Origin of the sequence: Pseudomonas lurida (assembly GCF_013522705.1) — a bacterium.
GTDB lineage: Bacteria > Pseudomonadota > Gammaproteobacteria > Pseudomonadales > Pseudomonadaceae > Aquipseudomonas > Aquipseudomonas quebecensis.
This window is the reverse complement of the sequence record NZ_JAAMRE010000025.1, coordinates 65,821-89,018: the sequence shown is the minus strand read 5'-3', so window position 1 is coordinate 89,018 and position 23,198 is coordinate 65,821. Positions and strand designations below refer to the sequence as shown.

At 61.7% G+C, this 23,198-nt stretch carries 20 protein-coding genes; 9 read left to right on the top strand and 11 right to left on the bottom strand.

Annotated features, from left to right (window positions below; all coding sequences use genetic code 11):
• Positions 1–15 precede the first annotated feature (15 nt).
• Positions 16–1,932: a secretin N-terminal domain-containing protein gene (locus G7025_RS19450; RefSeq protein ID WP_181080718.1), complete on the top strand. Its 1,917-nt coding sequence runs from the start codon at positions 16–18 to the stop codon at positions 1,930–1,932.
• A 382-nt stretch (positions 1,933–2,314) separates the two neighbouring features.
• Here G7025_RS19450 and etfB read toward each other — a convergent pair whose 3' ends face one another.
• The 6 genes from etfB to G7025_RS19420 form a co-directional block, all read right to left on the bottom strand.
• Positions 2,315–3,085, bottom strand: a complete 771-nt coding sequence (gene etfB, locus G7025_RS19445; RefSeq protein ID WP_181080717.1) for an electron transfer flavoprotein subunit beta — start codon at positions 3,083–3,085, stop codon at positions 2,315–2,317.
• 10 nt (positions 3,086–3,095) lie between these two features.
• Positions 3,096–4,316 (bottom strand): electron transfer flavoprotein subunit alpha, encoded by a 1,221-nt coding sequence (gene etfA / locus G7025_RS19440; RefSeq protein ID WP_181080716.1) that lies wholly within the window; start codon positions 4,314–4,316, stop codon positions 3,096–3,098.
• Complete coding sequence (gene dgcB, locus G7025_RS19435) at positions 4,316–6,259, bottom strand: dimethylglycine demethylation protein DgcB (RefSeq protein ID WP_181080715.1); 1,944 nt, start codon at positions 6,257–6,259, stop codon at positions 4,316–4,318. The genes etfA and dgcB overlap by 1 nt, the downstream gene beginning before the upstream one ends.
• Before the next feature lie 102 nt (positions 6,260–6,361).
• Positions 6,362–8,422, bottom strand: a complete 2,061-nt coding sequence (gene dgcA / locus G7025_RS19430; RefSeq protein WP_181080714.1) for a dimethylglycine demethylation protein DgcA — start codon at positions 8,420–8,422, stop codon at positions 6,362–6,364.
• A gap of 15 nt (positions 8,423–8,437) precedes the next feature.
• Positions 8,438–8,968, bottom strand: a complete 531-nt coding sequence (locus tag G7025_RS19425; protein WP_008083165.1) for a DUF5943 domain-containing protein — start codon at positions 8,966–8,968, stop codon at positions 8,438–8,440.
• Positions 8,969–9,046: 78 nt separating this feature from the next.
• Positions 9,047–10,024: a dipeptidase gene (locus G7025_RS19420; protein ID WP_015373138.1), complete on the bottom strand. Its 978-nt coding sequence runs from the start codon at positions 10,022–10,024 to the stop codon at positions 9,047–9,049.
• 219 nt (positions 10,025–10,243) lie between these two features.
• Between G7025_RS19420 and G7025_RS19415 the strand changes: the two genes are divergently transcribed.
• Complete coding sequence (locus tag G7025_RS19415) at positions 10,244–10,645, top strand: lysozyme inhibitor LprI family protein (RefSeq protein ID WP_181080713.1); 402 nt, start codon at positions 10,244–10,246, stop codon at positions 10,643–10,645.
• A 42-nt stretch (positions 10,646–10,687) separates the two neighbouring features.
• Here the strand turns inward: G7025_RS19415 and G7025_RS19410 are convergent, their stop codons facing one another.
• A complete protein-coding gene (locus tag G7025_RS19410) occupies positions 10,688–11,650 on the bottom strand; it encodes a tyrosinase family protein (RefSeq protein WP_181080712.1) in 963 nt (320 codons plus the stop codon).
• A 193-nt stretch (positions 11,651–11,843) separates the two neighbouring features.
• Between G7025_RS19410 and G7025_RS19405 the strand changes: the two genes are divergently transcribed.
• Entirely contained in the window at positions 11,844–12,260 is a 417-nt protein-coding gene (locus G7025_RS19405; protein ID WP_181080711.1) for a DUF3010 family protein, read from the top strand.
• Between the two features lie 123 nt (positions 12,261–12,383).
• Here the strand turns inward: G7025_RS19405 and G7025_RS19400 are convergent, their stop codons facing one another.
• Together G7025_RS19400 and G7025_RS19395 are read right to left on the bottom strand one after the other, a co-directional pair.
• Positions 12,384–13,562 (bottom strand): hypothetical protein, encoded by a 1,179-nt coding sequence (locus tag G7025_RS19400; protein ID WP_181080710.1) that lies wholly within the window; start codon positions 13,560–13,562, stop codon positions 12,384–12,386.
• A 67-nt stretch (positions 13,563–13,629) separates the two neighbouring features.
• Positions 13,630–14,574, bottom strand: coding sequence for a GlxA family transcriptional regulator (locus G7025_RS19395; RefSeq protein WP_034115322.1), 945 nt, complete (start codon positions 14,572–14,574; stop codon positions 13,630–13,632).
• A 193-nt stretch (positions 14,575–14,767) separates the two neighbouring features.
• On the opposite strand from G7025_RS19395, the gene G7025_RS19390 reads away from it, so the two are divergent.
• The 5 genes from G7025_RS19390 to G7025_RS19370 all read left to right on the top strand — a co-directional run bounded on the left by G7025_RS19390 (position 14,768) and on the right by G7025_RS19370 (position 18,693).
• Entirely contained in the window at positions 14,768–15,712 is a 945-nt protein-coding gene (locus G7025_RS19390) for a choline ABC transporter substrate-binding protein (protein WP_181080709.1), read from the top strand.
• A gap of 74 nt (positions 15,713–15,786) precedes the next feature.
• Positions 15,787–16,674 (top strand): BKACE family enzyme, encoded by an 888-nt coding sequence (locus G7025_RS19385; protein WP_181080708.1) that lies wholly within the window; start codon positions 15,787–15,789, stop codon positions 16,672–16,674.
• Positions 16,675–16,722: 48 nt separating this feature from the next.
• On the top strand, positions 16,723–17,688 hold the full coding sequence (locus G7025_RS19380) for an L-carnitine dehydrogenase (RefSeq protein WP_181080707.1): 966 nt from the start codon (positions 16,723–16,725) through the stop codon (positions 17,686–17,688).
• A gap of 13 nt (positions 17,689–17,701) precedes the next feature.
• The gene (locus G7025_RS19375) at positions 17,702–18,178 is read left to right on the top strand and encodes a thioesterase family protein (protein ID WP_181080706.1); all 477 of its coding nucleotides are present in this window, start codon (positions 17,702–17,704) and stop codon (positions 18,176–18,178) included.
• 251 nt (positions 18,179–18,429) lie between these two features.
• Positions 18,430–18,693: a hypothetical protein gene (locus G7025_RS19370; RefSeq protein WP_181080705.1), complete on the top strand. Its 264-nt coding sequence runs from the start codon at positions 18,430–18,432 to the stop codon at positions 18,691–18,693.
• A 94-nt stretch (positions 18,694–18,787) separates the two neighbouring features.
• Here the strand turns inward: G7025_RS19370 and G7025_RS19365 are convergent, their stop codons facing one another.
• Together G7025_RS19365 and G7025_RS19360 are read right to left on the bottom strand one after the other, a co-directional pair.
• A complete protein-coding gene (locus tag G7025_RS19365; protein WP_060753382.1) occupies positions 18,788–19,891 on the bottom strand; it encodes a choline metabolism transcriptional regulator GbdR in 1,104 nt (367 codons plus the stop codon).
• Between the two features lie 509 nt (positions 19,892–20,400).
• Positions 20,401–21,777: an L-serine ammonia-lyase gene (locus tag G7025_RS19360; protein ID WP_181080704.1), complete on the bottom strand. Its 1,377-nt coding sequence runs from the start codon at positions 21,775–21,777 to the stop codon at positions 20,401–20,403.
• 416 nt (positions 21,778–22,193) lie between these two features.
• On the opposite strand from G7025_RS19360, the gene G7025_RS19355 reads away from it, so the two are divergent.
• A complete protein-coding gene (locus G7025_RS19355) occupies positions 22,194–23,141 on the top strand; it encodes a choline ABC transporter substrate-binding protein (RefSeq protein ID WP_181080703.1) in 948 nt (315 codons plus the stop codon).
• Positions 23,142–23,198 lie beyond the last annotated feature (57 nt).

The following is a 23,198-nucleotide window of genomic DNA, read 5'->3' as shown; positions in this document are numbered from 1 at the left end:
GGGAGGGGCACGCTTATGCCGCTTAGATGGATTCCCTTGAGCCTGGCGCTGTTCGCGCTGAGTGCGTGCGACACCCAGCGGGCGATCAGGCAAAGCGATGAGTTACGCAAACAAGGCGACATCGTGCGTTCGGTCGAGGTGCTGCAGGCCGAAGCCAAACAGGATCCCGACGATATTCAGCTGCGCACCGCGCAGTTCAGCAGGCTGGAACTGCTGGTGGCCCAATACAGCCGCGAAGCCAGCACCGCGCTGATGCGTGGCGACGATACCGCCGCCATCCGCGCCCTGGAAACCATCCTCAAATATGACCCCGGCAACCTCGGCGCGCGCCAGGAAATCCAGAACATCCAGGCGATGAAGCACCTGCGCCCGCAGCTGGCGCGGGCCTATGACATGAAGCGTTCCAACCCGGTGGAAGCGCTCAACCTGGTGCGCCGGATCATCGCGCAAAAGCCTAACTACCGAGAGGCCCTGGACTTTCGTAACGCCCTGACCCGTGAGTTGGTCAGCGCCGACTATCTCAGCGCGGACCTCTCCGAAGCCATGCGCAAACCTTTGAGCCTGGAGTTCAGCGCCCAGAGCCTGTCCACGATTTTCGAGACGATCGCGCGGCTGTCCGGGGTCAATTTTGTGATCGACAAGGACGTCAATCCCAGCGCATCGGCCAGCATGACCGCCAGTCGCACCACCGCCGAGGACGCACTGAACCTGTTGCTGACCACCCAGGGCCTGGAGAAGAAGATCCTCAACGCCAACACCATCCTGGTCTACCCGCGCCGCCCGGACAAAGAACGTGAATACCGCGAGCTGGCAGTGCGCACGTTTTACCTCAGCCACAGTGACCCCAAGGTGGTGGGCGCCGAGATCAAGCAAGCCCTCAAGCCCAAGGAAGTGCTGGTGGATGAGCGTTTGAACGCCGTGATTGTGCGCGACGGCCTCGACACCCTGAGCGCCGTGGAAAAACTGGTGGAGGCCATCGATATCGCACAGTCGGAAGTGACCATCGACATCCAGGTGCTGGAGGTCAGCCTGACCGACGAATTGAACCTGGGCATCCAATACCCGGAGAGCATCGGCTTATCCGTGGGCAACCTCGCCAACGTACCTGCCGGGCTGGCGGGCATTCCGATCAGCGCGTTGCGGGGGATCAATGGCGACAACATCCTGCTCGACTCGGGCAGCACCTCGGCACGCATCAATATGCTGCAACGCAGCGGTAACACCGTGACCCTGGCCAACCCCAGGGTGCGGGTGCGCAATCGTGAAGAAGCCCAGGTGAACATCGGTGACAAGATCCCGGTGGTCACCACCACCACCGCCAACCAGATCACCACCTCGTCGGTGTCTTACCAGGACGTGGGGCTGCAGATCACGGTCAAGCCCAATATCAGCCTGAGCGATGAGGTGAACCTGGAGCTGAGCGTGGAAATGAGCCATATCACCAAGCGCATTGCCGGCTCGGAACATGTACCGGCTACGTTCGAGCTCGGCTCACGGGCCACCAAGACCTTGCTGACCGCGCGCAACAATGAAACCCAGATCGTCTCGGGGCTGATTCGCACAGCGGACGTCGACGAGGGCTCGGGTTTGCCGTGGTTGAGCCAGATCCCGTGGATCGGTAAGAAGCTGTTTGGCTCCAACCAGAACACTCAGCAGAAAACCGAGATTATCCTGTTGCTGACCCCGAGAATCGAACGCAACCTGGACCTGCCGATTTCCCAGATCAGCACCTTTCACAGCGGCACCGAGGCGCGCAGTTCGACGCAGGGCATGATCCTGCGCGACACCACCGAAAAAATGATTCTCAAGCCAACTGGGGGCGACGCCACGCCGGCGCTGCCACCGCCGATGCAACAACCGGATGCCACCTGGCAGCCGCTGCCGCCGCCGCTGCCGGACCTGGTACCCAAGCCTGCGCCAGCCCCCCCTTAACCTAAGATTCTGATGGAGATCACAATGTGGGAGGGGGCTCAATCTCAGTATCTGAGCGCAGATCGGCAGATCGTTCCCACGCTACGCGTGGGAATGCAGCCCGTGACGCTCCGCGTCACAAGATGCACAAGGTTCGAATCTTGCGTGCTTGCCGGGACGCGGAGCGTCCGGGGAGGCATTCCCACGCAGAGCGTGGGAACGAGGTTCACTGGGTTCTGAGCGTCGATCGTTCCCACGCTCCGCGTGGGAATGCAGCCCGTGACGCTCTGCGTCACAAGATGCACAAGGTTCGAATCTTGCGTGCTTGCCGGGACGCGGAGCGTCCGGGGAGGCATTCCCACGCAGAGCGTGGAAACGAGGTTCATTGGGCTCCCACAGCGGGTCAGCGCACAACGCCTTCTTCTACGAGCAGTTTGAGAATGGCTTGGGCGCCTTCTTCTGCGCTGACGCCTTTGAGCACCTGCCCTCCGCCCCCACTGGCTTTGGCCGTCGCCGCCTTCATGCGGTCGGCGCCGCTCTTGGCCTTGATCACCTTCAGGCGTTTTGGACGAGGCTTGGCCGGTTGCAGCACGGCGCCTGTGAATAACTCATCGGCATGAACCTCGACCTCATGGGCCGCCAACTCACCGCGCTGTGCCGGGCCGTAGGCGCTTTGCCGAGGTTTGGGCGCGGCGTTGTCCACCGTGGCCAGAAACGGCAGGCGTACTTTCAAGCGCCGCCGCTGGCCGCGTGGCAAGGCTTGCAGCACATGGGCCACGCCCCCGTCGATGGATTCCACCTGCGCCAGCCCGACAATCAGCGGCCAGCCCAATTGCTCGGCGAGCAGAAACGGCAACATCCCCGAGCCTTCGCCGGTTTCGGCCTGGCTGCCGGTGAGCACCACCTGGGCACCGGCATCGCGCAGGTACTCGCTGAGCGCCGGCAACGCATCGCTGCCCTCCGGTTGTTCCAGCACGTGCAACTGCGGCAAGCCCATGCCCAGGTAGCTGCGCAGGGTCGGCTCGGCGATGTCGCCGGCATGCAGCACCTGCAACTTATCCCCAGCCAATTGCAGACCCAGCTCGACCGCACGTGCATCCTGCTCCGCACGGCGCGGGCGCCCGGAAGTGGGGTGGGCGCCGACGGACACCAGGCTGATTACATTCGTGGTCATGCTCATATCCTCAAGCCGCGTCGCGCTTGGCGCCGTTGCGGTAGGCCTCGACCGCATCGATCAAGGCATGCAGTATCGCGGCGCTCTCGCCGATCACCGACAGGTCGGCCCGCTTGATCATGTCGCAACCTGGGTCGAGGTTGATCGCCACCACCTTGTCGCAGGCACCGATGCCTTGCAGGTGCTGGATCGCCCCGGAAATCCCCACGGCCACGTACACCCGCGCCGTTACCCAGGTGCCGCTGGCGCCGACCTGGCGATCACGCGCCATAAAGCCATCGTCCACGGCGACCCGCGAGGCGCCTTCGGTGGCACCCAGGGCGGCGGCGGTCTGGTGGAACAGGGCCCAGTCCTTGACGCCGTTGCCGCCGGAGAAAATAAACTCGGCTTCGGCCATGGGGATTGCCGCCGGGTCCACCGCCACCGCGCCGAGATCCTCGATGCGCGGCAGGCTGCGCGCCAGGGTTGTGGATAACTCCACGGGCAACACTTCATGGCGGGTTTCGCTGACCGGGTCGGCACATTCGGCGGCGGCCAGAACCAGGCGTGGCAGTGGTCGCGCCAAATCCTCCTGGCCGGCACCGGCGCGGCCGATGCAGGTGTTGTCCTTGATCTGCCAGACGCGCGTGGCCGGGCGTTCCTTGAGGCTGGCGGCAAAACGCCGGCCCAGCTCACCGCCACCGCTGCGACTGTCCGGCAGCAGCCAGTGGCGTGGATTGAATTGGTTATCCACAGCCCGCAGGCCTTGCACCCGCTGTTCCGGCGAATAACCGTCGAATTCGGCACCGTCGAGCACCAGCAGGCGGTCGACACCGGCGGTGGCAAACGCGCTTTCCTTGTGTTCGCCAAATACCACCGCCAGCACCGCGCCGTCGTTGCCGGCCAGTTGCCGCGCCAGGCCTAACAGGTCGCGGTCGTGACTGCTCAGGCGGCCGCCGACCATGTCCGGCACTACGTTGATGTAGAACGCAGGCGCCGCAATCTGATGCAGCGGCAATTGCACTTCGGCGGCCGCGGTACGCTTGCTGGCGCCGCCCTGCTGGGCGCCGCTGCGGTCGATGCGCTTGATGCCGTTGGGGCCAATAAAACCAACGCCATGAACGTTTTTGCGGATAACGCCGTTAGGCCCCATCCAGCTGTGTTGCAGCGGCGGCATCGCCGCATGCAGCGGGTGCAGGCGGTTGCGGGCGATCCATTCGGCCCGTGGGTCGCGGCGGATTATGTCGCTCATCAGTGCACCTCCGCAGGTTCACGCTTGGTCGGTGACTTGGCCGGTTGAGCCTCCTCAAGCAAGGCGTCGGCCACCAGTTCGGCGATGTCCTTGATCAATGGGCGCGGCTCGACCACCCCTTCGAGCATCGCGGTGCATTGCGGGCACCCTACCGCCACCAGTTCGGCGCCGGTCTCGCGGATGTCTTCCATGCGCATGTCGGGGATCCGTTGCTTGCCTGGGATGTCGGTAATCGGCGCGCCGCCGCCACCGCCGCAGCAGCGAGAACGGAAGCCCGAACGTTGCATCTCCTTGACCTCGATGCCCAAGGCTCGCAGCACTTGGCGCGGGGCCTCGTACTCACCGTTGTAACGGCCCAGATAGCACGGGTCGTGGTAGGTCACGCTGTTGCCTTTGTGCTGGCCCAGGTTCAGCGCGCCCTCGCCGATCAGCTCGGCCATGAACGTACTGTGGTGCTGCACAAGGTAGTTGCCGTTGAAGGCGCCGTATTCGTTTTTCAGCACATGGAAACTGTGCGGGTCGCAAGTGACGATGCGCTTGAAGCTGTACTTGGCCAGGGTCTGGATATTGCGCGAAGCCAGCAGTTGGAAGGTCGCTTCATCGCCCAGGCGCCGGGCCACGTCGCCGCTGTCGCGTTCTTCCAGGCCGAGCACCGCGAAGTCGACCTTGGCCGCTTTCAGCACTTTGACGAACGCACGCAGCGTGCGCTGGTTGCGCATGTCGAAAGCGCCGTCGCCGACCCAGAACAGCACGTCGGCGCTGCCTTTTTCGCTGAGCAGCGGCAGGTTCAGATCCGCCGCCCAGTTCAGGCGACCGCCCGGGGCGAAACCGCCGGGGTTGTCGGTGGCGATCAGGTTTTCCAGGATTTCGGCGCCCTTGTTCGGCGTGGCACCTTTTTCCAGGGTGAGGTGGCGGCGCATGTCGACGATGGCGTCCACGTGCTCGATCATCATCGGGCACTCTTCCACACAGGCGCGGCAGGTGGTGCACGACCACAGGGTCTCGGCGTCCACCAGGCCATTGACGATGGGCTGGTGCGGGTTACCGCCGTGTTCGCCAATCGGCTTGCCTGGATACGGGCTGCCGGCAAACCTGGCATCGGTGCCGCCGGCCAGGCCGACCACCATGTCCTGGATCAGCTTTTTCGGGTTCAGCGGCTGGCCGGCGGCGAACGCCGGGCACGCCGCTTCGCACTTGCCGCACTGCACGCAGGCGTCGAAACCGAGCAGTTGGTTCCAGGTGAAATCCTTGGGCTTTTCCACGCCCAGAGGCGCGGTTTTATCGCTAAGGTCCAGCGGTTTCAAACCGGTGGAGCGACCGCCGCCGAAGCGTTCGGCGCGGCGGTGCCAGGCCAGGTGCAGGGCACCGGCGAAGGCGTGCTTCATCGGCCCGCCCCAGGTCATGCCGAAGAACATCTCGCTTACGCCCCACAGCACGCCCACGCTGAGCAGCGCAGCCAGCAACCAACCGCCGAAGTCCGCCGGCAGGATGCCCGCCACCGGCAGGGTCACCAGGAAGAAGCTCACCGAGAATGCCATGAGGCTCTTCGGCAGGCGCATCCACGGGCCTTTGGACAGGCGCGACGGCGGGTTGCGCCGCCGCAGGTACACGAAGGTGGCGCCGACAAACATCAACACCGAAGCCAGCAGCAAGGCGTAGCCGAGGATGCGATTGTGCAGGCCGAAGCCGTGCACCAGGATCGCCAGCAGCGCCGACAGCACAAAGCCCAGCGCCGTGGCGACGTGGGTGTTGGCGATGTATTTGTCGCGAGCGACCACATGGTGCAGGTCGACCATGTAGCGCTTGGGCATGGCCAGCAGGCCGCCCAGCAGGTCGACCTTGGACGCGCGGCCACGGCGCCACATGTTTACCCGGCGCAGGGCGCCGAGGACGGCGAGGCCCAGGGCGGCAAACAAGAGAATAGGCAGCAAGGTGTTCAACATTGAGGTGGCCTCAAGCGGCAAGTTTCAAGCTACAAGCGGCAAGTCAAAGCGGTCACCCATTGCTCTTTCTTGCTGCCTGAAGCTTGTGGCTTGCGGCTGTTTTTAAAAATCCTTGCAAAGGCGCAGGGCGTCATAGATGGCAGCGTGGGTATTACGCTGCGCCACACAGTCACCGATGCGGAACAGCAAGTAGCCCTCGCCCGGTTCGCTCAGGCACGGTTGCGGTTTGATCGCGAACAAGGCTTCCACGTCGATCTGGCCTTTGTTGCGCGAACCTTCCTTGAGCCCGTAGTAAATGGCTTCGTCCGGACGCACGCCGTTCTCGACCACCACCTGATCGATCACTCGCTCCTCTTTGGCGCCGGTGTATTCGTTCTCCAGCACCGCCACCAGCTTGTCGCCCTCGCGATAGACCTTTTCCAGCATCATGTCGCCGGTCATGATCACTTCCTTGGGGTACATGCTGCGGTAGTAGGTCGGGAACGACGTACCGCCAATCGCTACGCCCGGCTTGATGTCGTCGGTGACGATTTCCACCTGGCAGCCTTTGTCGGCCAGGAAGTCCGCCACCGACATGCCGGTGAACTCACAGATGGTGTCGTACACCAGCACGTTCTTGCCCGGCGCGACTTTGCCATCGAGCACATCCCAGCTGCTGACCACCAACCCTTCGGCGGCGCCCCAGTGTTCGTTCTGTTCGATGTACGGGTGCCCGCCGACGGCCAGCACCACCACGTCCGGACGCAGGTCCAGGATGGTCTCGGCATCGGCCGCCACGCCCAGGCGCAGGTCAACTTTCAAGCGCGCCAGTTCCAGTTGGAACCAACGGGTAATACCGGCGATCTGGTCGCGTTGCGGGGCTTTGGAGGCGGTGGTGATTTGCCCGCCGATAAACTCTTTCTTTTCGAACAGGGTCACGTCGTGGCCACGTTCGGCCGCCACGCGCGCAGCTTCCATCCCGGCCGGGCCGGCGCCCACTACGACCACCTTGCGTTTCGGCCCGGTGGATTTCTCGATGATGTGCGGCACGCCCATGTATTCACGGGAGGTCGCGGCGTTCTGGATGCACAGTACGTCCAGGCCCTGGTACTGGCGGTCGATGCAATAGTTGGCGCCGACGCACTGCTTGATCTGGTCGATCTGGCCCATCTTGATCTTGGCGATCAGGTGCGGGTCGGCGATGTGCGCACGGGTCATGCCGACCATGTCCACGTAGCCGCCTTCGAGGATACGCGTGGCCTGGTTCGGGTCCTTGATGTTCTGCGCGTGCAGCACCGGGACCTTGACCACTTCCTTGATCCCGGCCGCCAGGTGCAGGAACGGCTCCGGCGGGTAACTCATGTTCGGGATCACGTTGGCCAGGGTGTTGTGCGTATCGCAACCCGAGCCCACCACGCCGATGAAATCGAGCATACCGGTGTCGTCGTAGTACTTGGCGATCTGTTTCATGTCCTCGTGGGACAGGCCGTCCGGATGGAACTCGTCGCCGCACAGGCGCATGCCCACGCAGAAGTCGTCACCCACTTCGGCACGCACGGCCTTCAACACTTCCAGGCCGAACTTCATGCGGCCTTCGAAGGTGCCGCCCCATTCGTCGGTACGCTTGTTGACGCGCGGGCTCCAGAACTGGTCGATCATGTGCTGGTGCACGGCGGACAACTCCACGCCGTCCAGACCACCGGCCTTGGCGCGGCGCGCGGCCTGGGCATAGTTGCCAATCACGCGCCAGATCTCTTCCGGCTCGATGGTTTTGCACGTGGCACGGTGCACCGGCTCACGCACACCGGACGGCGACATCAGGGTCGGCCAGTTGAAGCCATCCCAGCGCGAGCGACGGCCCATGTGGGTAATCTGGATCATGATCTTGGCGCCATGCTTGTGCATGGCGTCGGCCAGGTTCTGGAAGTGCGGGATGATGCGATCGGTGGACAGGTTCACCGAGCTCCACCATTCCTGGGGGCTGTCGATGGCGACCACCGAGGAGCCGCCGCAGATCGCCAGGCCGATACCGCCCTTGGCTTTCTCTTCGTAGTACTTCACATAGCGGTCAGTGGTCATGCCGCCGTCGGTGGCATACACCTCGGCGTGGGCAGTGCTGAGTACGCGGTTGCGGATGGTCAGTTTGCCGATCTGAATCGGCGCAAACATTGCTTCGAAAGCCATGGCACGGTCCTCGGCTTACAACGGCTTGACGGTGAACAAACCATCATCGTGGCCCTCTTCGGAGCCTCCGTAGACTTGTTCGGCGACGGTGCGGATCTTGCTGCCGCGTGCTTCAAGGATCTGGTCCATGGCACCGGCAAACCAACCGGTGAACATGTAGTCGACCTTGCGCCCGACCTTGCCGTAGACGTAGACGAACGCCGAGTGCTCCAGCTTGACGCTGGCGGTGCCTTTATCCAGGTCGATGTCCTGGATTTTGAACAGGCCCCAGCCACGCTGCGACAGGCGTTTCATGTAGTGCTCGAACACCGCGACGCCTTCCAGGCCATGGCACTCGGCTTCTTTTTCGCACCAGTGCCAGGCGGATTTGTAGCCGGCCTTGTAGAGGATCTCGGCATAGGCCTCGGCGCCCAGCACCTCCTCGATGCCCATATGGTTGTTGACGAAGAAATGACGCGGCACGTACAGCATCGGCAAGGCATCGGACGTCCAGACACCGGTTTCGCTGTCGACTTCGATAGGCAATTGCGGGGCGATCTTGGCCATGGAAACTTAACTCCAGAAAATTCGTGTTGATGCCCGCTGCGCGACTGGCAACGGGTTAAGGATAAGGAGAGCGGCGGCTTATTCGCCCCACACGTCTTTAAGGACGTTGACCCAGTTCTCGCCCATGATCTTGCGCACTACGCGCTCGCTGTGGCCGCGCTTGAGCAGGGTTTCGGTGAGGTTGGGAAACTCGCCCACGGTGCGGATGCCCAGCGGGTTGATGATCTTGCCGAAGCTGGTCAGGCGCCGGGCGTAGCCTTTGTCATGGGTCAGCATTTCGAAGAAATCCTGGCCATGGCCCTGGGTGAAGTCGGTGCCGATGCCGATCGCGTCTTCGCCGACGATGTTCATGGTGTATTCGATGGCTTCGGCGTAGTCGTCGATGGTCGAGTCGATGCCCTTGGCCAGGAACGGCGCGAACATGGTCACGCCGACAAAACCGCCATGGTCGGCGATGAACTTCAGTTCTTCATCGGACTTGTTGCGCGGGTGCTCCTTCAGGCCCGACGGCAGACAGTGGGAGTAGCACACCGGCTTTTTCGATTCGAGGATGACTTCTTCGCTGGTCTTGGAGCCCACGTGGGACAGGTCGCACATGATGCCGACGCGGTTCATCTCGCCGACGATTTCACGACCGAAACCCGAAAGGCCGCCGTCGCGCTCGTAGCAACCGGTGCCGACCAGGTTCTGGGTGTTGTAGCACATCTGCACCACGCCAACGCCGAGCTGCTTGAAGATCTCCACATAGCCGAGCTGATCTTCGAACGCATGGGCATTCTGGAAGCCGAAGATGATGCCGGTCTTGCCCTGCTCTTTGGCTTTGCGGATATCGGCGGTGGTTTTTACCGGAATCACCAGGTCGCTGTTCTCGCGGATCAGGGTCTGGCTGGCCACGATATTATTGATGGTGGCCTGGAAGCCTTCCCACACCGACACGGTGCAGTTGGCGGCGGTGAGGCCGCCTTTGCGCATGTCCTCGAATAGGTCGCGGTTCCACTTGGCAATAATCAGCCCGTCGATAACGATGCTGTCGGCGTGCAATTCGGCTGGGCTCATCAGGCGTCCCCTTATTGGCGATTCATGCGCCGAATCGTCTGCCGGCGCTTTGGGGCCAGCATATGCCCAGGGGCTGAACGGACCGGGTGCAAAAACGACAGGGGAATTGCCGAAAGCGTCAATCCACGACAAAGGCTGTATAGACGCGTCTGACGGGTGGCTGTTCTTTGTCTTACGCTTGAGCCAGAATTCGGCCATCAACTGATATGAGACGGCGCAATGAAATCGATTTTCCTGGCTTTGGCACTCATCGCAACCGGCGTCCACGCGGCCGAAGACACCGACAACACGCCCTGCGACGGCATCGAGAACGACAAACAAACCCTGGAATGCGCCACTTACAACAAGACCACCGCCGAGCAATTGCTCAAGGACAACTACCAGAGCCTGCTCGAACGCATGGGTTCGACCTATGGCAGCAACAAGACCCAACTGGCCGACATTACCGCTCGTCTGAAGGATGCCCAGCAGAAGTGGGAAAAACTGCGGGATGCCGATTGCGCCGTGGACACCTTCCCGGCCAAGCCCGGCACCAAGGATTACGCGATTGCGCAGAACGACTGCCTGGCGCGGATGAGTGATGAACGGTCGGAATTTTTGGAGTCGATCGGGCAGGAGTAAGCGCCACTCCCGCAGCCAAAGCGCGGGAGCGACAGGCAGTGGTCACGCCATGAAAGGCGATTTAAAAGGACTTTTCGTCAATGGTCGGCTTGGTGCATAGCTGTAGCCTAACGTCGTAATATCCATCACTTCGCTGATACGCCGAGTCCATGGTTTGAGCACATCCTCATAGTTGTGCCCGGGCGGGCCTTGCTCCATGGGGCAGTAATGCGGGGCAAGATCCGGTTCATCCAGCATTTTCTGCGCCTGCCAGTCCGCCCAGATCTTGTCGACGAAGCAGTGATGCAGGAAAAAAACCGGATCGTCGGGCGAGGTCATGGGTAACATATTGCCCCCTACCCAAAGATGTACTCGGTTATGCAATTGCGAGCCGAGCGTAACGACATTCGGGTCACCACGTTTCACGATCCAGCCTTCCAGACGGTTTCTGAACCCTCGGGTGAACGGCCCCGAATTGTAATTCGGCTCGTCATAAAGCGCCTCGCTCATAGCCATTCTCAAATCGTCTTCGGTGGGCAATGAGCCGATCACTGTGCCGAACTGACGCTTTAACCCAGGCCCAGGCAACCCTTCGTTCGGGTAAGAAGGCACGTTCCAATTCCCATATTTATGGGCAAAGACCCCATCCTGCACCCGAAACTCATCAGCAGCGTCGCCATTGCCACCCAGGAAGCCCTGGTCCCACAGGGGTGAAAGCTCCGGAGCTTGCGCGTCCAGGGTCCAGTTCCAATAAGGCAGCGTAATATCTGGCTTGATGGCTTGAAGGTCCTTCTCAAACTGCATCAACATTTCACGATGCCACGGCAAGAATGCCGGGCCACGATGAGCACCATTACGGTAGTTGGGGTCTTGAGGTTCATTTGGATAGACCGTGGGGACCATGACTTCATGATGCCAATGAACATATTTGTCATAAGCACCACTTTTCTTCATCTCCAGTAACGTCAATGTAAATTCGAGCTTCTCCGCAGCCGTCATTGCTCGAATTTCCTTGCGAATGTTCATTGCATAACTCCCTTATCTGAAAGCCACCGAACAACGTGAAAGCCACCAATTGGCTCACTCAGAAAATCTACGAGCATTGTGGCAACGCGGTCTACTGTCAGAAATAACAGGTCAGACGTACTTCACGACCGACGGTCTTGCGCCCACGCGAACCCTGGTAACCTTGGGTACCCACATTTACCAAGGCAACGTTATGACTCTCTGCGGCATCGAAATCAAAGGCAGCGAAGCCATCATCGCCCTCGCCTCCCTCGACAACCAGGCGCTGACCCATGTCGCCCTGGCGACCAAGAAAATTGCCCTTGAAGACGACGATGAGGCAGCCAACGTCAAAGCCTTTGCCGCCCAGGTGAAGGCGTTTGTGCAGGACAACGCCATCACCCGCATCGCGATCAAAAAGCGCAGCAAGAAAGGTGAGTTCGCCGGTGGCCCGACGACGTTCAAGATTGAGGGGGTGTTTCAGTTGCTGGATGGGGTTGAAGTGACGCTGCTGTCGCCGCAGACCATCAATGCGCAGAACAAGAAGCACAACTTTGAACTGCCCGCGACGCTGAACAAGTATCAGCATGAGGCCTATAAGGCTGCGTGTTCGGCGTTGGTAAAAAAATAAGCCACACCGAAATTCAATGTGGAAGGGGGCTTGCCCCCGATAGCGGTGGGTCAGCCAACGTTGTATCAGCTGACAGTCCGTCATCGGGGGCAAGCCCCCTCCCACATTGGATATGTGTTGTTTTTAGTGTTGGGTATGGCGCTTGTAGCGCAGCCACTCGCCGAATGATTTGTCTTCGAGCACGTACCCGCCCCGACCCGATTTCCACACCAGTTCCTTGTCGCGCAGAGCATCGATGCAGGCCTGGATGGTCTGGGTGCCCGGCACCACGTCACTGCCCATATCCTCCAACGCCTTGCTGACCGCAGTGAGGGTGCTGTCGGTAAACGGCGCAAAAGGCTCGTTGTTCAGCGAGCGCTCCACCATCACCTGCAGGACGGCGCGTTGCGGGATGGTCAGGGCGTTCCAGGCGCTTTCGAATTCGGTCCACACACCTGCGCGCAGCAGTTCGGCGCGACTGTGCAGCAACTGGCCCAAGTTGCTGGCCTCGCCCAACTCCAGCGCTACTTCACCGATGATCGTGCGCAGCATCTCGGGTCGGCGGCCGACCAACTCGAAGGCTTCATCGATATCGGCCGCGTTGAATTGGTTGGTCGGGGCCAGGTTCGCGTTGAGGTGTGCGGTGTACGCCTGGGTGAAGGCTTTGCCCAGCAGCGGAAACGGCGTGATGCTGGAGCCAAAAAACGGCTGGCTTTTACCCAATACCAGATAGGCCAGCTTGTCGCGGTTGGAACCGGTAAAGACTAAATGCAGGCCGCTGCCCTCCTCGTCACGCCCTTGGTTGAGCTGAACCCGGGCGGCCTTGAGCGCGAACATGGCGTTGATCCCCGAATCGCTGGTCAAGGCATGCTGGGCTTCATCGATCACCAGCACGACGGGTTTTTCCGCCGCGTGGTGGAGCAACTCCAACGCCTGGGTCAAGGTCGCGCCCACCGGCAATTGCGGCTTGCTGAAGTCCCAGGACAGGGTCCGCAGAAAACTCAACCTTTCGATGCCAAGGTTTTTGGCCAGCTTGCGAATGCCCTTTTCGTAGGGTGCAAGCGCGGCGGCAATGGCGCTGGCGATCAACTCCGCGGGATCTTTTTCTTTGTCGGCCCACAGGTCCACATACACGGTGAGCCAACCGCGCAGCTGGCACTCCGGGATCAGGTCTTCGCGCAAGAACGTACTTTTACCAGTGCGACGTGGCGCGGCGAGAAACAGGCCAGAAGTGAAATCCTGAAGGCCGGCGCCCACCAGGCCATCGGCAATGCTGCTCGCCAGCGCGGGACGGCGGAACACAAAACCGCTGAGCTTGGACATGGCCTATACCAAATTATTGAAACGGCTATAAATTATAGCCACGAGTATAATCGACTATAATTGCCCGTCAAACCGGCTCCCGCCGCCGATCCTCCCTGGGGCATTTGGCAAACCGCGCCCGGTAACTGCGCGTGAAATACGACGGCGACTCAAACCCGCAGGCAATGCTCACCTCCAACACGCTCAAACCGCTTTGGCGCAGCAGTTGCCGGGCTTTTTCCAGGCGCAAACCCAGGTAAAAGTTGCTCGGCGTGTCGTTCAGGTGCAGGCGAAACAATCGCTCCAACTGCCGCCGCGTGACCTTGATCGCTTCGGCCAGAGCCAATGTGCTCAGGGGCGGTTCGGTGTGCTGTTCCATCTCGCCGATCACTTGCACCAGTTTCTGATTGTTGATGCCGTAGCGCGTGGCGATCTGCATGCGCTGATGGTCTTTGCGTGGGCGAATGCGGCCCAGCACGAACTGCTCGGACACCTGAATCGCCAGGTCGGCGCCGTGGGCCTGGGCGATCAGGTCGAGCATCAAGTCGATGGAAGCGGTGCCACCGGCGCAGGTGATGCGGCGGCGGTCGATTTCGAACAGCTCCTGGGTCACCGCCAGGTGCGGATAGGACTCTTTGAAGGCGTCGATGGCTTCCCAGTGCAGGGTCACGCGATGGCCGTCGAGCAGACCGGCTTGGGCCAACACACAGGCACCGGTGTCGATACCGCCCAGCGTCACGCCATCGTGATCGAGACGGCGCAGCCACTGTTCCAGTGCGGGCGTAGCGAACTGCAGAGGCTCGAAACCGGCGACCACCAGCAGCGTGGTGCCCTTTTTCAGCGGTTCCAACGCGGCGTCGGCGTTGACTGACATGCCGTTGCTCGCCAGCACCGCGCCGCCGTCGGCGCTCAGTACATGCCAGCGGTACAGCTCACCGCGAAAACGGTTGGCCACCCGCAGCGGCTCAAGGGCCGAGATAAAGCCCATCGCCGAGAAACCCGGCATCAGCAAAAAGTAGACATCCTGGGACATGGTGGCGCTCTCATCGGACGGCCAGCGTGGCATTGTGATACTCCCGTTCAAGGGTGGTTTCAAGGGGGCACGTCGCTGCAGTGCAAGAGTCGGTCGCCGCCGTGCGTTTTGTCGCCTCACAAGCTGCGTAACGTGGCGTCACGGTGCACAAAGACACCGGCAACCACAATAACGACCTGCCGAGGGCTCCACCATGAACCGACTGATTCGCCGCTGCGTGTTCGCACTCAGCGCCAGCGCCATCTTGAGCACCAGCGTTCTCGCGGCCGATGCCGCCTCCTGCAAGAACGTGCGCATGGGCGTGGTGAACTGGACCGATGTGATCGCCACCAGCGCCATGACCCAAGTGCTGCTCGATGGCCTCGGCTACACCACCAAGCAAACCAGCGCCTCCCAGCAAATTATCTTCGCCGGCATCCGTGACCAGCGCCTGGACCTGTTCCTCGGTTACTGGAACCCGTTGATGACCCAGACCATCACCCCATTCGTCGACGCCAAGCAGGTCAAGGTGCTCGACAAACCCAGCCTGCAAGACGCCCGCGCCACCCTCGCCGTGCCGACCTACCTGGCCGACAAAGGCTTGAAGAGCTTCGCCGACATCGCCAGGTTCGAGAAGGAACTGGGCGGCAAGATCTACGGCATCGAGCCCGGTTCGGGCGCCAATACGCAGATCAAGGCGATGATCGCCAAGAACCAGTTCGGCCTGGGCAAGTTCCAGCTGGTGGAATCCAGCGAGGCCGGCATGCTCGCCGCCGTCGACCGCGCCGTGCGCCGCAAGGAAGCCGTGGTGTTCTTCGGCTGGGCGCCGCACCCAATGAACGTCAACGTTGCCATGACCTACCTCACCGGCAGCGACGACGCCCTGGGCCCGAACGAAGGCATGGCCACCGTGTGGACGGTCACGTCGCCCAACTACGCCGAACAATGCCCCAACGTGCACAAACTGTTGACTAAGCTGACCTTCACCGCCGCCGACGAGAGCCGGATGATGCAGCCGTTGCTGGATCACAAGGACGCCCTCACGTCCGCCCGGCAGTGGCTCAAGGATCACCCGCAAGACCAGGCGCGTTGGCTGGAAGGTGTGACCACCTTCGATGGCAAACCAGCGGCGGCCAACCTGCAATTGACCAGCAAATAACTTTTTTCGAATCACCGTTTCGCGGTCACTGACGACCGCGAACGGCATCACCACGCCTGTAAGGAACCTGCCCCATGAACCACGACGTCATCATCACCTGCGCACTCACCGGTGCTGGCGACACGACCAGCAGAAGCCCCCACGTGCCGGTCACCCCCAAACAGATCGCCGCGGCGGCGGTTGAAGCGGCCAAAGCCGGCGCCACCGTGGTGCATTGCCATGTGCGTGACCCGCAGACCGGCAAATTCAGCCGCGACGTGGCGCTGTACCGCGAAGTGATGGAGCGCATCCGCGAGGCCGACATCGATATTATCGTCAACCTCACCGCCGGCATGGGCGGCGACCTGGAGATCGGCGGCGGCGAAAACCCGATGGAATTCGGCCCCAACACCGACCTGGTCGGGCCGCTGACGCGTCTGGCCCATGTCGAAGAGTTGTTGCCGGAAATCTGCACCCTGGACTGCGGCACCCTGAACTTCGGCGATGGCGACACGATTTACGTGTCCACGCCGGCACAGCTGCGCGCCGGCGCCAAACGTATCCAGGAACTGGGCGTGAAGGCCGAGCTGGAGATCTTCGACACCGGCCACCTGTGGTTCGCCAAGCAGATGATCAAGGAAGGCCTGCTCGACGACCCGCTGTTCCAGCTGTGCCTGGGCATTCCCTGGGGCGCACCGGCCGACACCACCACCATGAAGGCCATGGTCGACAACCTGCCCGCCAACGCGGTGTGGGCCGGCTTCGGCATCGGCCGCATGCAAATGCCGATGGCCGCCCAAGCGGTGCTGCTGGGCGGCAACGTGCGGGTCGGCCTGGAAGACAATCTGTGGCTGGACAAAGGCGTGCTCGCCACCAACGGCCAGCTGGTCGAACGCGCTGGCGAAATCCTCAGCCGCCTGGGTGCACGGGTCATGACCCCGGCCGAAGGGCGCGTGAAGATGGGCCTCACCCAGCGCGGCTGACCCACCGCCCCTGCCACACGCGATCATCGAACTCTTTAGGAATTTGCCATGCGCTTTATCACTGAGATCAAAACCTTCGCCGCCCTCGGCAGCGGTGTTATCGGCAGCGGTTGGGTGGCCCGTGCCCTGGCTCACGGGCTGGATGTGGTGGCCTGGGACCCGGCGCCCGGCGCCGAAGCCGCGTTGCGCAAACGCGTCGCCAATGCCTGGGGCGCTCTGGAGAAAAGCGGTCTGGCCCCCGGCGCGTCCCAGGACCGCCTGCGCTTTGTCGCCACCATCGAAGCGTGCGTGAAAGACGCCGACTTCATCCAGGAAAGCGCCCCCGAACGCCTGGAGCTGAAACTGCAACTGCACCGCCAGATCAGCGCGGCGGCCAAACCCGATGCACTGATTGGTTCGAGCACCTCGGGGCTGTTGCCGAGTGAGTTCTACGAGGGCTCGATCCACCCGGAACGCTGCGTGGTCGGCCACCCGTTCAACCCGGTTTACCTGCTGCCGCTGGTGGAAGTGGTCGGCGGCAGACACACGGCGCCCGAGGCGGTGCAGGCGGCGATCACGGTGTATGAATCCCTGGGCATGCGCCCCTTGCATGTGCGCAAGGAAGTCCCTGGGTTTATCGCCGACCGTTTGCTTGAAGCGTTGTGGCGCGAGGCATTGCACCTGGTGAACGACGGCGTGGCGACCACCGGCGAAATCGACGACGCGATCCGTTTTGGCGCTGGCCTGCGCTGGTCGTTCATGGGCACTTTCCTCACCTATACCCTGGCGGGCGGCGATGCGGGCATGCGCCACTTCATGGCCCAGTTCGGCCCGGCGCTGCAGTTGCCGTGGACCTACCTGCCGGCGCCGGAACTGACGGACAAGCTTATCGACGACGTGGTCGATGGCACCAGCGCTCAACTGGGTACCCACAGCATTGCGGCCCTGGAGCGCTATCGTGATGATTGCCTGCTGGCGGTGCTAGAAGCGGTGAAAACCACCAAGGCCAGGCACGGCATGACCTTCGCCGAATAATGGAATGCAGACAATGCCCGCACTCACGACCTACACCACACAGATCCAGCCCGACTGGGTGGACTACAACGGCCACCTGCGCGACGCGTTCTATCTGCTGATCTTCAGCTACGCCACCGACGCACTGATGGACACCCTCGGCCTGGACAGTGAAAACCGCGAAGCCAGCGGCCATTCTCTGTTCACCCTGGAGCTGCACTTGAACTACCTGCACGAAGTGACACTCGGTGCCGAGGTTGAAGTGCATACGCAACTGATCGCCCATGACGCCAAGCGCCTGCACCTGTATCACAGCTTGCATCGGGTCGGGGATGGGCAGGAACTGGCCGGCAACGAACAGATGCTCTTGCATGTCGACCTGGCCGGGCCGCACTCGGCGCCGTTCGCCCAGGCGACACTGGAAAAAATCGCGGCCCTATGCACCGAGCAGGCCGACCTGCCGCGCCCGGCCCTGCTCGGCCGTGTCATCGGTTTGCCGCCCAGGAAATAGGCCAAAAAAAGCCCCGATCCAGCCGTGACGGGATCGGGGCAGAGGGCCTTGTGAGAGCGATGCATATCGAGGGTGACCAAACCTTCAAGCTGCTTGCTGAGGCCAGTGTGCCGGTTAGTGCGATCGGCAAATGGCCCGAAAACGACCTGCTCATAGCCATCTGAGGCATCCGCGCGGCGCGCCCTTGCCGATGCGGTCGGGGGCTACCAGAATCCAGGCAGATCCCCGCTCCCCTAACCAGGATAAACGTCATGATGCACGCGGATTTGATTGACCAGGATGACCTGCTGAGCCAATTGCGCTCGCTGGGTTTCGAGGTATCCAGCGGCGCCAGCGCCGAACAGGCGTGTGAGTGCGCGGTGCGCGGCTTGAGCGAAGCACGGGCCAAGGCGCTTAAAGGCATGGTCGAGCGGATGTACAGCGGCAGCGCGACGATTTTGCCGGCGGTGCGTCAGGCCATCGACAAGCAGTTGTTGCCGGCGTTGATGCAGTTCAAGCAGAACTCCGGGGCCTGACAGATGGCTATCGGGGGCAAGCCCCCTCCCACCTTTGCCTGTGTTCACAAATCAAATGTGGGAGGGGGCTTGCCCCCGATACAGACGCCTGGGTTCAGAGCCTTACACTGGCAAACGTCGACTCATTACGCGCCTGGCTCAACGCCGACATCGGCCCCGACAACGGTGAAAGCACCAGCGCCTGCGGAATCGGCATCATCGCCACCTGCTGGGTGGTGTTGGAACCTACACGCTCATCCCGTGGCGGGATGCCGAAGTATTCGCGGTAGCACTTGGAGAAGTGCGGCGTGGAGACGAACCCGCACACCGAGGCGACTTCGATGATCGACATTGGCGTTTGCTTGAGCAACTGCCGCGCACGGATCAGGCGCAATTTGAGGTAGTAACGCGACGGCGAACAGTGCAGGTATTTCTGGAACAGCCGCTCCAGTTGACGCCGGGATACGGCGACGTAGACCGCCAGTTCGTCCAGGTCGATGGGTTCTTCCAGGTTGGCTTCCATCAGCGCGACGATTTCCTGCAATTTCGGCTGGTTGGTGCCGAGCATGTGCTTGAGCGGCACGCGCTGGTGATCCTGTTCGTTGCGGATGCGTTCGTACACGAACATCTCGGAGATCGCCGCCGACAGTTCACGGCCGTGATCGCGGCTGATCAGGTGCAGCATCATGTCCAACGGCGCAGTGCCGCCGGAACTGGTGAAGCGGTTGCGGTCGAGGGTGAACAGGCGTGTGCTCATGGACACACGGGGGAAGGCTTCCTGCATCGAGGCCAGGCATTCCCAGTGCACGCTGCAATCGAAACCATCCAGCAGGCCGGCACAGGCCAACGCCCAGCTGCCGGTGCACACCGCGCCGAGGCGACGGGATTGGCGTGCCTGGCTTTGCAGCCACGACACGTGCTCACGGGTGACGGTGCGCTGGATGCCCACGCCGCCGCACACGATCACCGTGTCCAGGGCCGGGGCCTTATGCATGGCGGCGTCGGGAGTGATCTGCAGGCCGTCGCTGGCCCAGACCTGGTTGCCGTCGACGCTCAGTGTGGTCCAGCGGTACAGCTCACGGCCGGACAGCTGGTTGGCCATGCGCAGGGGTTCCACTGCGGACGCCAGGGAAATCAGCGTGAAATTGTCCAACAGCAAAAAGCCGATGGATTGAGGCGCACGGTTCTGGGGTTGGGCCCCTGAGTTGAACGACGTCATCGCGGTATCTCCTCACACAAAGCGGGTGATGGCCTCAGGCGAGGCTCTTGTTATTGCACTCTTCGTCCTGACACGGCGAGAGGCTTTGAATTGATAGAGCAATTGCCGTGCCTAAATTTGAATGGCTATTCAATAACTCCTGAAAACGACCTGTTGACGCGTCTATGTAGCCCTTGCGTGAAGTACGGAATATGCCCGGAAAAGGACGTAGGAGCGGCTACCCTCAAGGGGTGTGAGCAGATCGGTAGCACTTGTGGGAAGGCGCTTTCAGCACGTAGGAAAACTCTGTCACCGCACGCACAGGGGACAGGTGGTCGGAGGGGAAATCGTTCGCGAGCTACTTATCTGTTTGCGACGCGCTAAAAGGTGGCGCGCGGGGATGCTGGTGTTCACTTTTTGAGCAGTATTGTTTGAACTGCCGCTATCGGGGGTAAGCCCCCTCCAACCTTTGACTGTGTTCACAAATCAAATGTGGGAGGGGGCTTGCCCCCGATGCAGGCGACTCGGTCTCAACACTCGACCGCGCTGACCGCCAACCCACCCCGCGAGGTTTCTTTGTACTTGTCATGCATATCCGCCCCGGTATCGCGCATGGTGCGGATCACCCGGTCCAGAGAGATGAAGTGCTGGCCGTCGCCGCGCAGGGCCATTTGCGCGGCGTTGATCGCCTTGACCGCTGCAATCGCATTGCGCTCGATGCACGGCACCTGCACCAACCCGCCCACTGGGTCGCAGGTCAGGCCGAGGTTATGCTCCAGGCCGATTTCGGCGGCGTTGCACAGTTGCTCCGGCGTCGCGCCGAGGATCTCCGCGAGCCCGGCGGCGGCCATTGCGCAGGCGGAACCCACCTCGCCCTGGCAACCCACCTCGGCACCTGAGATGGAGGCGTTTTTCTTGCACAGAATGCCTACCGCTGCGGCGCCGAGCAGGTAGTCGACCACGTTGGCTTCGGTGACTTCTTCACTGAACTTCATGAAGTAATGCAGCACGGCCGGAATGATCCCCGCCGCGCCGTTGGTGGGCGCGGTGACCATCCGCCCGCCGGCGGCGTTTTCTTCGTTTACGGCCAGGGCGAACAGGTTGACCCACTCCATGGCGCTCAAGGTCGAGCCGATCACATTGGGCTTGTTCAACTCCTGCAGGCTGCGGTGCAACTTGGCGGCGCGGCGGCGCACATTGAGGCCGCCGGGCAGGATACCTTCATGCTTGAGCCCCTGCTCCACACAGTCCTGCATGGCACGCCAGAGCTTCATCAGGCCGCTGCGGATTTCTTCTTCGGAACGCCACACTTTTTCATTGGCCATCATCAGTTCGGCGACACGCAAGTGGTGGGTCTTGCACAGCTGCAACAGCTCCACCGCGCTGGAAAAATCATAGGGCAACTCGGTGCGGTCCATATCCGCCACACCGCTGCGCGCCTGGGCTTGATCCACGACGAAACCGCCACCGACCGAATAATAGGTATCACGGTGCAATTCGCCGTGTTCGTCATACGCCACCAGGGTCATGGCGTTGGGATGGAACGGCAGGTTTTCGTCGAGCAGGCGCATGTCCCGCGCCCATACGAATGGCACCGGCAGGCGCCCATCGAGCAGCAGTGTGTCGGTTTCGCGCAGGGTGCTGATGCGACCGGCGATCTGCGACGGATCGATCGCGTCCGGCCATTCGCCCATCAAGCCCATGATGGTGGCGGTGTCGCTGCCATGGCCGATGCCGGTGGCCGACAGCGAGCCGTAGAGCTGAACTTCGATGCGCCGCACCTGTTCCAACCGTTCACGTTCACGCAGTGCCTGGACGAACAACGCCGCGGCGCGCATAGGCCCGACGGTGTGGGAACTGGACGGTCCGATGCCGATCTTGAACAGGTCGAAAACGCTGATAGCCATTGCCGTGAAACTCCTCATTGAGCACAGGCCAGGCATGAACAAGCTGCTACGCTCAGTTCGCCCAGATGGCGGCATCATCAAGGTTTTATTCGCTGCCACGGCGTCTCACACCGACGTAACCATGCTCACCAGCGTCGCCCGCGCGCGATCGCCTGTTTTGGCCGTTTTTAGCGGTGCAGATGGGCAAAATCCACGGTTTTGCCTTGGGAAAAACCTGTAAACGACGTCACCGACACTGGATACGACCCTCCCTGTACTGGATACGACGCCCCCTGTAGGCGTCTGATTTTCACTGGTACATGATCAGTTCCGACTCGTTTGCAAGGCACCGTGCCAGAGCTGTCGTCGCACGCTCCAACCGCAACACTGATAAAGCGCGGCACATGCCGCCAGAAAAAACACAGGAGTCTAGCCTCATGAAAGCTTCACCCTCGTTGTTGTTGGCCGCCATGCTGAGTCTGCCAGTCCTGGCGCACGCGGCAGAACCGGAACAGTGCAAGACCGTCAACTTCTCCGATGTCGGCTGGACCGACATCACCGTCACCACCGCGACCACCAGCGAAATCCTCAAGGCCCTCGGCTACAAAACCAAAACCACGATGATTTCCGTACCGGTGACCTACAAGTCCCTGGCCGACGGCAAGAACATGGACGTGTTCCTCGGCAACTGGATGCCGACCATGGAAAACGACATCAAGCCGTACCGTGATGCCGGCACCGTGGAAACCGTGCGCGCCAACCTGGAAAACGCCAAGTACACCCTGGCGGTGCCCGAGGCGCTGTACGACAAGGGCCTTAAGGACTTTGCCGATATTGCCAAGTTCAAGGACCAACTGGACAGCAAGATCTACGGCATCGAGCCGGGTAACGATGGCAACCGCACCATCCAGACCTTGATCGACAAGAACGCGTTCGGCTTGAAAGACGCAGGTTTCAAGGTGGTCGAGTCCAGCGAAGCCGGCATGCTGTCCCAAGTGGACCGCGCCGCCAAGCGCGACCAGGCCATCGTGTTCCTCGGCTGGGAACCGCACCCGATGAACACCCGCTTCAAGATGAAGTACCTGACCGGTGGCGACGACTCGTTCGGCCCCAACTACGGCCAGGCAACCATCTACACCAACGTGCGCAAGGGCTACACCCAGGAATGCAGCAATGTCGGTCAGTTGCTGAAAAACCTGGTGTTCACCCTGAACATGGAAAGCACGCTGATGGGCAACGTCCTGGACGACAAAATGAAGCCCGACGCCGCCGCCAAGGCCTGGCTGCAGAAGAACCCGCAAGTGCTCGACACCTGGCTCGCCGGCGTCAACACCGTCGACGGCAAACCCGGCCTTGAGGCCGTCAAAGCTTACCTCGCCAAATAACACCCGCTGACCCCGGGGCGGTGCGCTGCCCCGGGATGTTTTCCCCTTCGCATGTGG